This is a genomic window from Streptomyces sp. NPDC094147 (assembly GCF_044764265.1).
GTDB lineage: Bacteria > Actinomycetota > Actinomycetes > Streptomycetales > Streptomycetaceae > Streptomyces.
Genome location: NZ_JBIWHT010000014.1, coordinates 134,479 through 149,703, shown reverse-complemented (window position 1 = coordinate 149,703; position 15,225 = coordinate 134,479). Strand labels below are relative to the sequence as shown.

Sequence of the window (15,225 nt, the reverse complement as noted above, 5' to 3'; positions counted from 1 at the left end):
ACAGGGCGGGGGCCGTACCGTGAGCCGTCCGGTACGGCCCCTTCGCATGTCGGGAACCGGGGTGGGGCAAGATCGAGCCGCGGGCGGCCGCCTGCCGCGAACTGGGCGAGGTGCCCGCCGTCGCGGAGCGCATCCGCGCCGGGCAGGTGCGCGGCCGCACGGTCGTGGACGTCAACGCCCGACCGGCGGGTCCGGTGCGGTCCGGGTCGCCCTCAGGCGGCGATCCGGACCGGCTCGGGGGCCGGCAGCTCGGCGGGCAGTTCCGCGGGGGCGGCGCCGGTCAGCATGATCACGCCGCGGGCGGCCACGCCCGCCGACGCGACGGCGACGGCCCAGCCCAGTGGCCCGCCGTGGAAGCTCTCGCCGAGCAGCGCGACACCGATCACCGCGGCCGCCGCGGGGTTGGCCAGGTTCACCACGGCCAGCGGGGCGGCCAGGCCACCGCGGTAGGCCGCCTGCGAAAGGAGCAGCCCGCCGACCGCGAACGTCGAGACGAGCACCGCGACCAGCGTCGTCTGCCACCAGGCGAGCGCGCCCCCGGGCAGCTCGCGGGCCAGGGTCGCGGTGACCGTCTGGGTCAGCGCGGACGCCACCGCGGAGGCGATGCCGGACGCGGTGGCGAGGCCGAGGCGGCCGCCGTGCGCGGAGTGCGCTCCGGCCCGTACCAGGAAGGCGAGCAGCAGCGCGGTGGCCGCGGCGATGGAGAGGGCCTCGCGCAGGTTCAGCGCGTCGCCGGGGGTGGCGGGTCCGGTGACCGCGATCAGTCCGGTGAGCCCGGCCAGCGTCCAGGCCGCGCCGCGCCACTCGCGCCGGGTGACGCGGCGCCGCTCGTAGTACGCGGACAGCGGCAGCGCGGCGACCAGGGTGAGCGCGCCGAGCGGCTGGACCAGGGTGAGCGGGCCGAAGTGGAGCGCGGCCACGTGCATCAGGGCGCCCGCCGCGTTGAGGCCGACCGCCCACCACCACAGCGGCCGGGTGAGCAGCCTGCCCAGACCGCCGCCGCCCTGGGCGGCGAGCCGGGACTGGCCGACGGCGGCCAGCGCGTAACCGGCGGCCGAGGCGAGCGAGAGCAGGATGGCGAGCAGTGCGGACTCGTTCATCGCACGGCCTCGGAGAGCTGGGGCGCGGCGGTGCGCGGGACCGGCACGGATGCCGCAGGCAACTGTGCGCGGCGCTTGGGTGCCGGGACGAAGAGGAGCGCCGCGCCGAGCAGCCCGGCGGCCACGATCGCGTCCAGCCAGTAGTGGTTGGCGGTGCCCACGACCACGAGCAGGGTGAGCAGCGGGTGCAGCAGCCACAGCCACCGCCGGCGGCCGCGGGTCGCCGCGATCAGCCCGATGGCGACCATCAGCGCCCAGCCGAAGTGCAGCGAGGGCATCGCGGCGAACTGGTTCGCCATGGCGTCGTTGTCCGGCGTCGCCGCGTACACGGAGGGCCCGTACACCTGCGCGGTGTCGATGAGGCCGGTCGCCGTCAGCATGCGCGGCGGGGCGAGCGGAAGCGTGATGTGCAGCACCAGGGCGCCGGCGGTGAGCGCGGCGAGCACCCGGCGCGACCACAGGTAGTGCTCGGGGCGGCGCAGGTAGAGCCAGACCAGGAAGGCGACCGTGGCCGGGAAGTGCACCGTCGCGTAGAAGGTGTTGGCGGCCTTGACCAGGGTGTCGCCGTGCAGCAGCAGATGCTGGACGACGCCCTCGCCGGGCAGGTGCAGCGCGCGCTCCCAGCTCCACACGCGGTCGGCGTTGTCGAAGGCCCTCGCCTCGTGCCCGTTCGCCAGCTGACGGCCGAACTTGTAGACGAGGAAGAACGCGGTCACGAGCAGCAGCTCGCGTACCAGGGGCGGCCGGGATGCGGTCGTCTCCGGTCCGACGGGACGGGTCTCACGACGCGTCCCCTTGGTTATACCGGCAGGCATTCTCCGGCCCCTTTGAACCTGAATCGAAACGTGGAAAAAACAGAAGCAAACGTAGGAAGGCTAGATCCAAACTCATCGAGACGCAAACGTCTCGATACGTTTGCGTCTCGGTTGAGCGGAGCCTACTCTCGTACGTGCAGGAGCACCCCGTGTTTTCTCCGGAGGGAACGATGTCGACGCAGGCCGCCACGGCCGCTGCCCGCCGCAGCAAGATCAGCCCCGAGCGCGAGCTGGAGCTGTACGAAGCGGTGCTCGACCTGCTCAGGGAGGGCGGCTACGACTCCGTGACCATGGAGGGCGTCGCCGCGCGCACCAAGTGCGGCAAGGCCACCCTGTACCGGCAGTGGAAGAGCAAGCCCCTGCTCGTCACGGCGGCGCTCGGCAAGCGGCGCTGTTCCTTCTTCTCCGGCATCGACACCGGCACCCTCGCCGGGGACCTGCGCGAGGCGGCCCGCGCGGTCGGCCGGCGCGAGGGGCCCGACACCGAGCTGATGGAAGCCGTCGGCCAGGCCTACATCAAGCACCCGGACCTGCGCGAAGCCCTCCGCGAGACCGTCCTGAACCCGGAGATCGCCGCACTGGACGCGATGCTCCGGCGCGGCGTCGAACGCGGCGAGGTGGCCGCGGACAACCCCGCGATCGGCTACGTCGCCCCGATGGTCATGGGCATGCTGCGCGTCGAGCGGCTCTTCGAGGACCGCTTCCACGGCGAGAACACCCTGCTCGGGCTCCTTGAGTCGGTGATCTTCCCGGCGCTGCGGATCGGCTGAGCGAAGGCGCGGCGCGAACCGGGCTCCCGGCGGGCGCGCCGATGGGGCCGCACCGGGCGGCCGAGGCGATCGAGGACTCCGCGGATCAACCGTCGCTCGCCCTCGGGGAGTTCACCGGGGGAGGCGGTAGGGGCGGCGGGCGAGCGGTCGGCCGCCCCTGGTTAGCATGCGCCATGATCTTCACGCTTCCCGACGGGATACGCCTCGACTACGACGACCGCGGTGAGGGCCCGCTCGCCGTCTACGCGCACGGAGCCCCACTGAGCCGCGAGGCCGAAGCCGGGCTCGGGATGTTCGGCTGGGGGCCGGTCGAGCGGCTGCCCGGACGCAGGTTCGTCCGCTACGACGCCCGGGGCCACGGCGCCTCCACCGGCCGCCCGGACCCGGACGACTACCGCTTCGAGCAGCTCGCGAACGACCTCGTGGCCCTGCTCGGCCACCTCGGCGGCGAGGCGCCGGTGACCGGCATGGGCTCCTCGCTCGGCTGCGCGACCGTGCTGCACGCCGCCGTCCGACAGCCGCTGCTCTTCGCCCGGTTGGTGCTGCTCATCCCGCCGACCGCCTGGGAGACCCGCCCGCCCCAGGCCGCCACCTACCGCAAGGTCGCCGACCTGGTGGAGGAGCGCGGCGCCGCGGTGCTGGCGGCCGCGACGGCCGCCACCCGGGTGCCGCCCTCCCTCGCCGGAGTGCCGGGGTACCCGCCGCGCGAGTTCGGCGTGTCCGGCGAACTCGTGCCCGCCGTGTTCCGGGGCCTCGCCGAATCCGACCTCCCCGACCGCGACCTGCTCGCCCAACTGCCGCAGCCCGCCCTGGTGTTGGCGCTGGCCGACGATCCGGCCCACCCGCTGTCGACCGCCGAACAACTCGCCGCGACGCTGCCCGGCGCACGCCTGCACGTCTCGTCGGACTCCGCCGACGTGGCCACCTGGGGCGAACGGATCGCGGAGTTCCTGGCCGCCTGAGGGCGGGGCGCCGGGCCGGGGATACGACCCGCCGTCATCCCCGCCGGCCGGTCACACCGCGAGGACGCGCACCCCGGCCTCGGTGAACAGCGCGGCCGTCTCCTCGGAGACGGCCGTGTCGGTCACCAGCGTGCCGACCTGGGCCGTCGCGCAGATCCGGGCGAACGTGCGCTTGCCCAGTTTCGTGGAGTCCGCGGCCACGATGACCCGCTCGGCCCGCTCGCACAGCAGCCGGTTGATGCCGGCCTCGTCCTCGTCGTGCGCCGATGCCCCGTGCGTCACGTCGAAGGCCCCGACGCCGAGCACCGCCACATCCATCGTGATCTGGTTCAGCACCCCGCCCGCGAGCGGCCCCGTGAGCTCGTAGGACTGCGGACGGGCCACCCCGCCCGTCACCACGATCTTGAACTGCGGGCGCACCGCCAGTTCGTTCGCGATGTTCAGCGCATTGGTCACGATCGTCAACGCCGGTGATCCAGCCGCCAGTTCGGGCCGCACGGCCAGCGCGCGGGCGACCTCCGTCGTCGTGGTGCCGCCCGTCAGGCCGACCGCCTCGCCCGGGGTGACCAGGGCCGCCACCGCCTTCGCGATCCGCTGCTTCTCCGAGGCCTGCCGCGCCGTCTTGTAGCGCAGGGGCAGCTCGTAGGAGACGCCGTGCACCACCGCGCCGCCCCGGGTGCGCACCAGCATCTGCTGCTCGGCGAGCTGGTCGAAGTCGCGGCGGATCGTCGCCGCCGACACCCCGAGGGCCGTCGCCGCCTCGTCGACGTCGAGGCGGCCCTGCTCCACGAGGAGTTCGAGCAGTGCCTGCCAGCGGGCGTCGCGCGACATCCGCACCCTCCGTTCTTCGTACCGGTAACCGTCCGTAATGACCTTAGCGCACCCCCAGATGCTTGATTGTGCTCGAAATCGAGCTATATTTTGCATAAACAAGCATGGAAGCGCGTTGAGATCCGGACGGTCAGATCCAGAGGGTGGGAGCCCGGCATGAGCCATGTCGAGAACGAACTGAGCAGTCAGCCCGAATGCTGGAAGCGGGCGGCGGAACTCGCCGTCCAGCACAAGGACGCCCTGCCCGCCCCCGGCGAACGCGTCGCCGTCGTCGGCTGCGGCACCTCCTTCTTCATGGCGCAGGCCGTCGCCGCGCTCCGCGAAGGCTCCGGCCTCGGCGAGACCGACGCCTTCGCCGCCTCCGAGTTCCCCGCCGGACGCTCCTACGACCGGATCGTCGCGCTGACCCGCTCCGGCACCACCACCGAGGTGCTCGACCTGCTCACGCTGGTACGGGGCCGGGCCCGTACCACCGCCATCACGGCCGACCCCGCCACCCCGGTCATGCGGGCCGCCGACGACATCGTCGTACTCGACTTCGCGGACGAGGAGTCGGTCGTCCAGACCCGCTTCGCCACCACCGCCCTCACCCTGCTCCGCGCCCACCTCGGACTGCACACCGAGCAGGCCGAGGCCGACGCCCGCACCGCGCTCGCCGAGCCCCTGCCCGAAGGGCTGGTGGGCTGCACCCAGTTCACCTTCCTGGGCCGCGGCTGGACCAACGGCCTCGCCCAGGAAGCCGCCCTGAAGATGCGCGAGGCCTCGCTGTCCTGGACCGAGGCGTACCCGGCGATGGAGTACCGGCACGGCCCCATCAGCATCTCCACCGCCACCACCGCCACCTGGATGTTCGGCGAAGCCCCCGAAGGCCTCGCCGGCCAGGTGGCCGCCACCGGCGCGCTGTGGATCGACGGCCGCCTCGACCCGCTCGCCGAACTCGTGCGCGCCCAGCGCCTGGCCGTCGCCGTCGCAGCCGCCCGCGGACTCGACCCGGACCGGCCGCGCCACCTCACCCGCTCCGTCATCCTCGACGGCGCCTGAGCCGGCCGGGCCCGTGACGGAGATCAACACGACGCAGGTGAAGGGGAAGCACTGATGCCACTCGCACGGACCGGCACACTCGTCGCCGAAGCCGCCGTCAAACGCCGCGCGGTCGCGGCCTTCAACATCATTACGCTGGAGCACGCCGAAGCCGTCATCGCGGGCGCCGAGGCGGCCAAGTCACCGGTCGTCCTCCAAGTCAGCGAGAACGTGGTCAAGTTCCGCTACGGCCGGGTCCTGCCGCTCGCCCGCGCCGCCGCCGCGGCCGCCGAAGCCGCGTCTGTACCGGTCGCGCTCCACCTCGACCACGTCAAGCAGGACGAACTCCTGCGCCAGGCGGCCGACGCCGGATTCAGCTCCGCCATGTACGACGCCGCCCACCTGCCGTACGAGGAGAACCTGGCCACGACACGCGCCGCCGCCGACTGGGCGCACACCCAAGGGCTGTGGATCGAGGCCGAGTTGGGCGAAGTCGGCGGCAAGGACGGCAGGGCGCCGCTCGACGCCCACGCGCCCGGCGCACGCACCGACCCCGACCAGGCGCGGCAGTTCGTCGCCGAGTCGGGCGTGGACGCGCTCGCCGTAGCCATCGGCAGCTCGCACGCCATGACCTCGCGCACCGCCGAGCTGGACCACGCCCTGCTCGCCAGGCTCGACGACGCACTAAGAGTGCCGCTGGTCCTGCACGGCTCCTCCGGAGTCCCGGACCAGGCGCTGTCGGCCGCGGTCGTCGGCGGCATCGCCAAGGTCAACATCGGCACCGCGCTGAACATCGCCATGACCGACGCCATCCGCAGCTACCTCGCCGCCCATCCCGAGGCCGTGGACGCCCGCACCTACCTGACGGTCGGCCGCCAGGCGATGGCGGCGACCGTCACCCGGCTCATCGGGGTGCTCGACGGGACGAGCTGAGGCGTACGTCAGTCTGAGAGCGCTCTCGCGCGTCCCATCTCAGGGAGCGCTCTCAAGCCCCCGGCTGAACGGGAGCGCTCCCACCACCGTCCGCCCCCACACCCGCCCCCTTCCGCCCGCCCGGCGCTCTTCCGATGTCGCCGGACGTCGTAGACGATGGGCCTGTGGACCGGCATGAGCACGCTCGGCTCGACGCGCTGCAGCGCGACCCCTATCCGCACTATGAGCGGGCCCGGCGCGCCGAGGGTCTGACCTTCGTGCCGGAGCTCGACGCCTGGCTGGTGGCCCGCGACGCGGATGTGCGCGAAGTGCTGCGCCGCCCCGAAGCGTTCTCCTCCGCCAACGTGCTGCGCCCCGATGTCCTGCCGGGGCCCGCGGTGCTCGCCGAGATGGGCCGCGGTTTCGGTGGCCGCCCCGTCGTGGTCAGCTCCGACGGAGCCCTGCACCAGCGGCTGCGCGCCCCGATCGTGCACGGCCTCTCGCCCTCGCGCGTCGCCGCGATCGTTCCGTACGCCGTCGAACGGGCCACGGCGCTGATCGACGCCTTCGCGGACCGCGGTTCGGCCGAACTCATGGCGCAGTACGCGCTCCAGCTGCCCGGCGAGGTGATCGGGCGGCTGATCGGCCTGGACCCGGCCGATGTTCCGCTCGCCGTGCACGGCGGCCACCGGGCCGAGCAGTTGCTGTTCCGGCCGATGGAGGAGGCGGATCAGCTCGCGGCGGCCCGTGACGTGGTCGCGATGCAGCATCTCCTCGACACGTACATAAGGGACCGGTACACCCGCCCCCAGGACGATCTGTGCACCGGTCTGATCACCGCGCTCGCGCCCGGCGGCGGGTCGGCCGTCGCCGAACTCACCCTCGACGAGCGCCACGAAATGGTCGCCCATCTGCAGAACTTCCTGCTCGCCGGGCATCTCACCACCAGCGCCCTGATCGGTTCGACGCTGCTGCATCTGATGCGCCACCGCGCGCAGTGGGAGCTGCTGTGCGAGAAGCCCGACATGATCCCGGCCGCAGTCGAGGAGGCCGCCCGCTACGACAGCCCGATCCAGGGCTTCCGCCGCGTCACGACCCGCCCGGTCGTCCTGTCCGGCACCGAACTGCCCACCGGAACCGTGGTGTTCGTCGCGTACGGCTCGGCCAACCGCGACCCCAGCCGCCACGAACGGCCCGACGTCTTCGACATCACCCGCACTCCGGCCCGCCATCTCGCCTTCGGGTACGGGGTGCACGGCTGTCCCGGCTCCCAACTGGCCCGCGAACAGCTGAGGATCACCCTGGAGCAGCTCACCTCGCGGCTGCCCGGACTGCACCTGGCCGAGGACAGACCGGTCGCCATGCGGCCGACGATGATCCACCGCTCTCCGGAGGAACTGCCGCTCGTCTGGTGAACCGATCACGGTCCTACCGTGGGCCCCCGGTGCGGCATATCCTCCGACCATGCGAGTCGCACTCTTCGTCACCTGCGTCAATGACGCGGTGTACCCGGCCACCGGCATCGCGACGGTGCAGCTCCTGGAGCGGCTCGGGGTGGAGGTGGCGTTCCCCGCCGGGCAGACCTGTTGCGGGCAACCTCAGTTCAACACCGGCTACCGGCACGAGACCGAGCCCCTGGTGCGGCGGATGGGCCGGGTCTTCGAGGGCTACGACCACGTGGTCACCCCGTCCGGCTCCTGCGCGGCCATGGTCCGCGACAACTACCCGCGCATCGCCCGCAAGGCGGCCGCGGAGGGGAGCGGCGCGGAGCTGGGGAAGATCGCGGAATCGCTGGGGCCGCGCACGTACGAGCTGACGGAATTCCTCGTCGACGTGCTCGGAGTGACCGATGTGGGCGCGTACTTCCCGCACACCGTCACCTACCACCCCTCCTGCCACGGCCTGCGCACGCTCGGTCTCGGCGACCGCCCCCGCAGACTGCTCGACGCCGTGAAGGGCCTGGAGCTGCGCGAACTCCCGGGCGCCGACGAGTGCTGCGGCTTCGGGGGCACCTTCGCCGTGAAGAACCCCGACGTGTCCGCCGCGATGGGCACGGACAAGGTCCGCAACGCCGCTTCGACCGGCGCGGACGTGCTGTGCGGCGCCGACAATTCCTGTCTGATGCACATCGGCGGCATCCTCCACCGCCAGGACGCCCCGCTGCGGGCGCTGCACATCGCCGAGATCCTCGCCAGTACGGAAGCGGAGCCCCACCCATGAGCGGCACCTTCGTCGGCATGCCTGCCTTTCCCAAGGCGGCGCACGACGCCGTACGCGACAAGACCCTGCGCGCCAATCTGCGCCATGCCACCCACACCATCCGCGACAAGCGCGCCAAGGCGGTCGCCGAACTGGCCGACTGGCAGGAACTGCGTGAGGCGGGCAAGCGCATCAAGGACCATACGCTCCGTCATCTCGACCGGTATCTCGTGCAGTTGGAGGAATCGGTCACCGCGGCCGGGGGCACCGTGCACTGGGCCGCCGACGCGGACGAGGCCAACCGGATCGTCGCCGATCTGGTCAAGGCCACCGGTGAGAAGGAGGTGGTGAAGGTCAAGTCGATGGCCACCCAGGAGATCGGCCTGAACGAGGCGCTCGCCGCCGAAGGCATTCGCGCCTACGAGACCGACCTCGCCGAGCTCATCGTCCAGCTCGGCGACGACCGGCCCTCCCACATCCTGGTCCCCGCCATCCACCGCAACCGGGGCGAGATCCGCGACATCTTCCTTGAAAAGATGGACAGTTGGGGAAAAGCGGCCCCGGAGGGTCTCAGCGACACGCCCGCCGATCTCGCCGAAGCGGCCCGCCTGCACCTGCGGGAGAAGTTCCTGCGGGCGAAGGTGGGGGTGTCGGGCGCCAACTTCATGGTCGCCGAGACGGGCACACTCGTCGTCTTCGAGTCCGAGGGCAACGGCCGGATGTGCCTCACCCTCCCGGAGACCCTGATCTCGGTCGTCGGCATCGAGAAGGTGGTCCCCACCTGGCAGGACCTGGAGGTCTTCCTCCAGACCCTGCCGCGCTCCTCGACGGCCGAGCGGATGAACCCGTACACCAGCATGTGGACCGGCACGGCCGACAGCGACGGTCCGGCGGACTTCCACCTCGTGCTGCTCGACAACGGCCGCACCGACGCGCTGGCCGACGAGGTGGGCCGGCAGGCGCTGCGCTGCATCCGCTGCTCGGCCTGCCTCAACGTGTGCCCGGTGTACGAGCGGGCGGGCGGCCACGCCTACGGCTCGGTCTATCCCGGCCCGATCGGCGCCATCCTCACCCCTCAACTCCGCGGCATCACCAGCGAGATCGACGCCTCGCTCCCGTACGCCTCTTCGCTCTGCGGCGCCTGCTACGAGGTCTGCCCGGTCGCCATCGACATCCCGGAGGTCCTGGTCCACCTCCGCGAGAAGGTCGCCGGACAGGGCGGCCGGGGACACCGCCTGGAGAAGGCCGCGATGAAGGCGGCCAGTTGGGCCATGGACCATCCGCGGGTGATGGCCGCGGGGGAGCGGGCGGCGGCCAGGACGCGCGGGCTGCACCCGAAGCGCCCGCCCGGCGCGACGGCCTGGACCGACAGCCGGGACCTGCCCGAACTCCCCGAAGAGCCGTTCCGGGACTGGTGGAAGAAGAACCGCTCATGAGCTCACGCGACCGCATCCTGGCCCGGGTCCGCGCCGCCGTGGACGGCACCCCCGCGGCCCCCGCCGTCACCCGCGACTACCTGACGAGCCACACCCCGGACGACCCGGCGGCCGTACTCGACCTGCTGCACGAGAACCTCGCGGACTACCGCGCGATCGTGCACCGCACGGACCCGGCCGGGGCCGGGCCCCTCGTGGCGCGGCTCCTCGCCGCCCGAGGGTCCGCGAGCGTCCTGGTGCCTGCGGGACTGCCGCCCGAGTGGCTGGCCTGCTCCACCGCCGTGCTCGTCGACGACAGCCCGGAGACGACGGCCGCCGAACTCGACGCCGTGGCGGGCGTCGTCACCGGCTGCGCCCTGGCCATCGCCGAGACCGGCACCATCGTCCTGGACGGAGGACCGGCTCAGGGGCGCCGCCGCATCACGCTCGTCCCGGACCACCACATCTGCGTCGTACGGGTCCCGGAGCAGGTCGTCGCGTCCGTACCGCAGGCCATGTCCCGCCTCGACCCCGCCCGGCCGCTCACCTGGATCTCGGGCCCGTCCGCCACCAGCGACATCGAACTCGACCGGGTGGAGGGCGTCCACGGCCCCCGCACCCTCGAAGTGATCCTGCTCAGTCCGTGATCCGGGGAGCCTCGGCCGCCGCGTCCACCGGGCCCGGCAGACGGTCCGTCAACTCCCGTGCCCATGCGGTGAGTTCATCGAGATCGAGGCCGTAGGTCGGCACGCCGTCCTGCTCCGCGTAGCGGGCCAGCGAAACCGTGCCCCGCTCCAGCAGGGAGGCGGCGCCGGTCGTGTTGCCGCGCGCCGCGTGAGTGAGCCCCACCGCGAGCTGCGCCAACCCCCGCCACAGAGCCTCCTCCTGGGCGGGCCCCGACTTCCACGCGTCCTCGAACACCTCGTGCGCGTGGAACGGCATCCCGGCGTCCAGCAGCCGCTGGGCCTCGCGGAGCGTCTCCTCGGGCGTGCGCGCCACTCCTTCCGGCTGCCGTGCCACCCCTTCCGCTCCATAGGGCAGGGGCCGGCCGAGCCCGTCCCTGGGCCGGGCGTTGCGCGCCCGTCCCTCGGCGTCACGATCCCGGCGTGCAGAACTCTCCATGCGCCGATTGTCCCCCGTTCCTGATCGGGGCCCGGAGTGCGGTATGGTTCTCATGCACGAACGGCCGGGGGAAACCCCAGGTCAGACGGGCAACGGGACGTGGCGCAGCTTGGTAGCGCACTTGACTGGGGGTCAAGGGGTCGCAGGTTCAAATCCTGTCGTCCCGACTTGAAAGAGTCGTAGCAGCAGAGGCCGTATCGGATTACTCCGATACGGCCTCTGCTCGTTTCGGGCACGCGCGCGCCGCCGGCCCCGGCGGAGAGGCGGCGCGTCATGGAAAGTGGCTGTATGGGGAGGGGAAGTAAGGGAAGCCTATTCATACCGATGGGGAAGTCTGGGTAGGAAGGGGCGGGATATGGCGCTGCTGACGGCGGAGGGGTTGGAGCCGAGCGGGCAGGGCTGGTTGCAGGCCGCCGAGTTCGGGCTGGCGTTCCTGCTCTCGGCGGCCATCGGGCTGGAGCGGGAGATCCGCCAGAAGGCCGCGGGCCTGCGGACGTACACCACGGTCGGCGTGGGCGCGGCGCTGTTCACGCTGGTCAGCAAGTACGGCTTCGGCGACGTCCTGCACATCGGGACCATCCAGCTCGACCCGTCCCGGGTGGCGGCCCAGATAGTTTCCGGGGTCGGCTTCATAGGAGCCGGGGTGATCTTCGTGCAACGGGGGTCGGTCCAGGGGCTCACCACGGCGGCCACGATCTGGCTGGCGGCGGCGGTGGGCGCGGCAGCCGCCTCGGGGCTGCCCCTGCTCGCGATACTGGCGACCGCCGCGTACTTCGTCGCCGCGTACGCGGTCCGCCCGCTGGTCCACCGGCTGCCGGTCATGCGGTCGCTGGCGCTGACCTTCCGGATCGCGTACGAGCAGCGGCCGGGGCTCCTCCAGGAGATCCTGGAGCAGTGCGAACGCGGCGGGTTCACCGTCGCCGGATTGCAGATGCTCGGGGCGGGCGGCACGGGGGACGTGGCCGAGGTCATGGTCTCGGCGGTCGGCCGCGGCGACCCCGGCGTCCTGGCGGCCCGGTTCGCCGATGTGGCGGGCGTCGTGGCGTGCAGCCGCAACGGCTACGAGGACGAGTGAGCCGGGTTGCGCAGGGCGGTCTTCCTGGGCCTGCGGGTGGCGAGGAGGCCCAGGAGCACGGCGACCGTGATGGCCACGATGTGTTCGCGGCCCGCCAGGTTCGGCTTCTCGAAGGCTCTGACGATGGTCGGGACGACGGCGATCAGGAACAGGACGGGCGCGCGCTTCACCGTGGCGATATGGGCGAAGAGGCCGGCCACCGCCGCGGAGGCCCCGGTGTCGATGACATGGGCCGCTTCGGGCGGCAGGCCCCACCACCCGGGCCCCGCAGCGATCATGATGCGGGCGCTGAGCGTGCCCGCGAGCGACACGGCGTACGCCACCAGCACGGTCCGGGCGCGGCCGAGCACCAGCTGGGCCAGCGCCACGCAGAGGAACAGGACGGGTATGCCCGGCCAGGCCGCCAGGTTGCGGGCGGGAACGAACAGGGAGAGGGGGGTGCGCAGCAGAACGACGGGGATCGAAACGTCGCCCCGGACGTGCGAGGTGAGCCGCACCAGCGTCGCGCCGGTCGGTGACTGGTCCACCGCGTGCAGAACGAGCACCGCCGCGGACGCGAGGATCGCCAGGAGGACGCCGGACAGGCCGCGCCGCACCAGGGCGCGGGCCGGCTCGACGACGATGCCGCGGAACTCGCGGTGCAGATTCCGTCCGAGGAAACGTACGAACCGCTTGAGGTTGCGTTCGCCGGCGCCGATCCGTCCGGCCTTCGGAGCGGCGACGGGGCGCCGTACCTCCGTGGGGGCCGCTTCCGGCTCTCCCGCCCGCACCCGGGCCTCCGTGTCGCCGCGCACCATCAACCCCCAGACCCGCCGCGGCCAGGGACTCCCCACCGACCTTCGGTCGATCTTGCCATGGGGCACACGCGGGCCAAGGGCCGCCCCCTGCCCCATTCGACCAGGTGTACGGCGCCTTGTCGCGGGGCTGCATATCTGCGCATAAACCTATTTAGCTTACCTTTCCGGCTCTAATCGATAATCCGGCCACTCGATGGGGTGAAGGGCGTATCGGGCATAACCGATCCGGTCTCTCGCGCGTTGATGGCGGTGCGGGCGAGTGTCCCGCGACAGACTCTGGAAGGCAGGAACCCATGAGACGGGTCGCTATGAAAGGCCTGGCCACCGCTGTGGCCACGGGCGGCGTGCTGGCCGCGACCGGCTATGCGTACGCGGACTCGACCGCTGCCGGCATTGCTGATGCCTCCCCGGGAGTGCTGGCGGGAAACGCCATCCAGCTTCCGGTGAACGTCCCGGTCAACGCGTGCGGAAACACCGTCGACGTGCTCGGCCTCCTCAACCCGGCAGCGGGCAACACCTGCGCCAACGTCTCGTCCGCCCACCACGAGGGCAAGCGGGACTCCTCCCACCACGGAGGCAAGCCGGGCTCGTCGCACGAGGGAGGTAAGCGGGGCTCCTCGCACGAGGGCAACGGCGGCGGTGCCTCCGCGACGGGCGTGGCAGCGGATTCGCCCGGAGTGCTCTCCGGCAACGGCCTCCAGCTGCCGATCGATCTCCCGGTGAACGTCAGCGGGAACTCGGTCAGTGTTGTCGGGGTGGGGAACCCGGCCGTCGGCAACACCTCCTTGAACGAGTCCGCGCCGCACCACCCCGCGCCGCAGCACCACCGGGTCACGCCGCCCGCGCCGCCCGCGCCCGTGGTTCCGGCCCAGGCCCCGGCCGAGGCCGCCCCGGCGGAGACCGCCATTTCCGCGACGCAGGGTGCCGCCCTCGCCCAGACCGGCGCCGACGGCCTCGGCTTCGCCGTTCCCGCGTCCGCGGCCCTGGTTCTGGGCGGCGCGGTCCTCTACCGGAGGTTCCGCAGCGTCAACCAGTAGTGCCCACGATGTCAGCCTGGCCCCGGCCTTCTGGCCGGGGCCATCGTCTTGCTGCACCGGAGCTCCGACGACTCGGCGCCGAACTGGGCTGATGTGTCAGGGAGTTGGTGGGGCGGCAACCCGGGCGGGGAACAAGGGTGATGCGCTCGGGCGTTGGGCAGGGAAGCGGGGTACGGCTTCGTACGAGTCGGCAACGCGACCGCATTGGGGGCGGATGACGTGATGGAGCAGACGGCCTGGCGATTCTCGGACGACCGCGGACAACTGTCGACGGCGGCGGCACCGCCGTCCCGCGTGGTGGCCTACATCCAGGCCGGTGCCACGCTCTGGGACCTGGGGATCCGTCCGGTGGCGCTGTTCGGGTCCTTCCACGACGGCGCGGACCCCGACCCCGCCAAGTCCGGCGCGCTGCCGCTGGACGAGGTCGGCTACCTCGGGGCGGGTGCGGAGCTCGGCGCCGAGACACTGCTGGGCGCCGCACCGGAGCTCGTCGTGGCCGTCAGCTACGGCGGCGGCCAGGTGTACGGGCTCGACCCCGAGACGGCCAAGCACCTGGAGGAGCGGGTTCCGCTGGTCGTCCTGGATGTGGGCCAGACCCGCACACCGGCTCAGGTGCGGGACCGATTCGCCGATCTGGCACGGTCGTTGGGGGCCGCGCCGGAGGACACCGCCGAGCTGGCCGCCGCCGAGGCCCGCCTGCGGGCGGCCGCCGCGCGGATACCCCGGCCGCGGGTCCTCGCGCTGTCCGCCGCGAGTCCCGACCAGGTCCACCTCGCCAGGCCCCGGGCCTGGCCCGAGCTGCGGGACCTCTCGGCGTACGGGGTCGACCTGATGGAGCCGGGCGAGGGCGAGGGCGCCAACTGGTCCACGACCGGGTGGCGAGAGGCGGCCGGACTGCGCCCCGCCATCGTCCTCGCGGACGTGCGATCGAATGCCGCCCCGCGCGAGGCGCTGCGGCCCGACCCCTCGTGGCGCGCCCTGGAGAGCGGGGCCCGCGTCCTTGCCTGGAACCCGGAGTCCCCGTGCAGCGCCCGCGCTCACGCGGCCTTCCTGCGGCTCGTCGCGGAGGCGTTGGAAGGGGTGTGAGGGGAAGGGGTTGCGAGGGGATCGTGCGCGGGCGTGGTGGTGCGCGGGATTGCCTATGGGCTCGGCTAAAAGCGGCGCAGCATC

The 15,225-nt window shown here is 72.4% G+C and carries 16 protein-coding genes and 1 tRNA gene; 12 read left to right on the top strand and 5 right to left on the bottom strand.

Translation table 11 applies throughout. The annotated features are described in order from the left end of the window. Positions 1–212 precede the first annotated feature (212 nt). Together ACIQ8J_RS21705 and ACIQ8J_RS21700 are read right to left on the bottom strand one after the other, a co-directional pair. On the bottom strand, positions 213–1,100 hold the full coding sequence (locus tag ACIQ8J_RS21705) for a DMT family transporter (protein ID WP_403275549.1): 888 nt from the start codon (positions 1,098–1,100) through the stop codon (positions 213–215). Continuing rightward, on the bottom strand, positions 1,097–1,915 hold the full coding sequence (locus tag ACIQ8J_RS21700) for a phosphatase PAP2 family protein (protein ID WP_403275547.1): 819 nt from the start codon (positions 1,913–1,915) through the stop codon (positions 1,097–1,099). The genes ACIQ8J_RS21705 and ACIQ8J_RS21700 overlap by 4 nt, the downstream gene beginning before the upstream one ends. Positions 1,916–2,085: 170 nt before the next feature. Here ACIQ8J_RS21700 and ACIQ8J_RS21695 point away from each other — a divergent pair, with 170 nt between their 5' ends. Both ACIQ8J_RS21695 and ACIQ8J_RS21690 read left to right on the top strand, forming a co-directional pair. Beyond that, complete coding sequence (locus ACIQ8J_RS21695; RefSeq protein WP_403275546.1) at positions 2,086–2,685, top strand: TetR/AcrR family transcriptional regulator; 600 nt, start codon at positions 2,086–2,088, stop codon at positions 2,683–2,685. A gap of 173 nt (positions 2,686–2,858) precedes the next feature. After that, on the top strand, positions 2,859–3,647 hold the full coding sequence (locus tag ACIQ8J_RS21690) for an alpha/beta fold hydrolase (RefSeq protein ID WP_403275544.1): 789 nt from the start codon (positions 2,859–2,861) through the stop codon (positions 3,645–3,647). Positions 3,648–3,698: 51 nt separating this feature from the next. On the opposite strand, the gene ACIQ8J_RS21685 is transcribed toward ACIQ8J_RS21690, so the two are convergent. Then, entirely contained in the window at positions 3,699–4,478 is a 780-nt protein-coding gene (locus ACIQ8J_RS21685) for a DeoR/GlpR family DNA-binding transcription regulator (RefSeq protein ID WP_403275543.1), read from the bottom strand. A gap of 156 nt (positions 4,479–4,634) precedes the next feature. Between ACIQ8J_RS21685 and ACIQ8J_RS21680 the strand changes: the two genes are divergently transcribed. The 6 genes from ACIQ8J_RS21680 to ACIQ8J_RS21655 all read left to right on the top strand — a co-directional run bounded on the left by ACIQ8J_RS21680 (position 4,635) and on the right by ACIQ8J_RS21655 (position 10,671). Beyond that, a complete protein-coding gene (locus ACIQ8J_RS21680) occupies positions 4,635–5,519 on the top strand; it encodes an SIS domain-containing protein (protein ID WP_403275541.1) in 885 nt (294 codons plus the stop codon). A gap of 54 nt (positions 5,520–5,573) precedes the next feature. Continuing rightward, positions 5,574–6,431: a ketose-bisphosphate aldolase gene (locus ACIQ8J_RS21675; protein ID WP_403275540.1), complete on the top strand. Its 858-nt coding sequence runs from the start codon at positions 5,574–5,576 to the stop codon at positions 6,429–6,431. Positions 6,432–6,595: 164 nt separating this feature from the next. Next, entirely contained in the window at positions 6,596–7,825 is a 1,230-nt protein-coding gene (locus tag ACIQ8J_RS21670; protein ID WP_403275539.1) for a cytochrome P450, read from the top strand. Positions 7,826–7,874: 49 nt separating this feature from the next. Then, complete coding sequence (locus ACIQ8J_RS21665) at positions 7,875–8,630, top strand: (Fe-S)-binding protein (protein ID WP_403275538.1); 756 nt, start codon at positions 7,875–7,877, stop codon at positions 8,628–8,630. Then, positions 8,627–10,045 carry a LutB/LldF family L-lactate oxidation iron-sulfur protein gene (locus ACIQ8J_RS21660; RefSeq protein WP_403275537.1) on the top strand — a complete coding sequence of 473 codons (1,419 nt, stop codon included), beginning with the start codon at positions 8,627–8,629 and terminating at the stop codon, positions 10,043–10,045. Before ACIQ8J_RS21665 ends, ACIQ8J_RS21660 begins: the two co-directional genes overlap by 4 nt. Next, a complete protein-coding gene (locus ACIQ8J_RS21655; RefSeq protein WP_403275535.1) occupies positions 10,042–10,671 on the top strand; it encodes a lactate utilization protein C in 630 nt (209 codons plus the stop codon). The genes ACIQ8J_RS21660 and ACIQ8J_RS21655 overlap by 4 nt, the downstream gene beginning before the upstream one ends. Here the strand turns inward: ACIQ8J_RS21655 and ACIQ8J_RS21650 are convergent. Beyond that, positions 10,661–11,146, bottom strand: coding sequence for a DUF309 domain-containing protein (locus ACIQ8J_RS21650; protein WP_403275534.1), 486 nt, complete (start codon positions 11,144–11,146; stop codon positions 10,661–10,663). The two genes, ACIQ8J_RS21655 and ACIQ8J_RS21650, sit on opposite strands and share 11 nt — an antisense overlap. 93 nt (positions 11,147–11,239) lie before the next feature. On the opposite strand from ACIQ8J_RS21650, the gene ACIQ8J_RS21645 reads away from it, so the two are divergent. Together ACIQ8J_RS21645 and ACIQ8J_RS21640 are read left to right on the top strand one after the other, a co-directional pair. Further along, positions 11,240–11,313: transfer RNA gene (locus ACIQ8J_RS21645), tRNA-Pro, on the top strand. A 188-nt stretch (positions 11,314–11,501) separates the two neighbouring features. Next, positions 11,502–12,221: an MgtC/SapB family protein gene (locus tag ACIQ8J_RS21640; RefSeq protein WP_403275532.1), complete on the top strand. Its 720-nt coding sequence runs from the start codon at positions 11,502–11,504 to the stop codon at positions 12,219–12,221. On the opposite strand, the gene ACIQ8J_RS21635 is transcribed toward ACIQ8J_RS21640, so the two are convergent. Next, positions 12,206–13,015 carry a hypothetical protein gene (locus ACIQ8J_RS21635; RefSeq protein WP_403275531.1) on the bottom strand — a complete coding sequence of 270 codons (810 nt, stop codon included), beginning with the start codon at positions 13,013–13,015 and terminating at the stop codon, positions 12,206–12,208. The two genes, ACIQ8J_RS21640 and ACIQ8J_RS21635, sit on opposite strands and share 16 nt — an antisense overlap. A gap of 296 nt (positions 13,016–13,311) precedes the next feature. Between ACIQ8J_RS21635 and ACIQ8J_RS21630 the strand changes: the two genes are divergently transcribed. Both ACIQ8J_RS21630 and ACIQ8J_RS21625 read left to right on the top strand, forming a co-directional pair. Next, a complete protein-coding gene (locus ACIQ8J_RS21630) occupies positions 13,312–14,055 on the top strand; it encodes a chaplin (protein WP_403275530.1) in 744 nt (247 codons plus the stop codon). Between the two features lie 222 nt (positions 14,056–14,277). Beyond that, positions 14,278–15,141 (top strand): ABC transporter substrate-binding protein, encoded by an 864-nt coding sequence (locus ACIQ8J_RS21625; protein ID WP_403275586.1) that lies wholly within the window; start codon positions 14,278–14,280, stop codon positions 15,139–15,141. Positions 15,142–15,225: the final 84 nt, after the last annotated feature.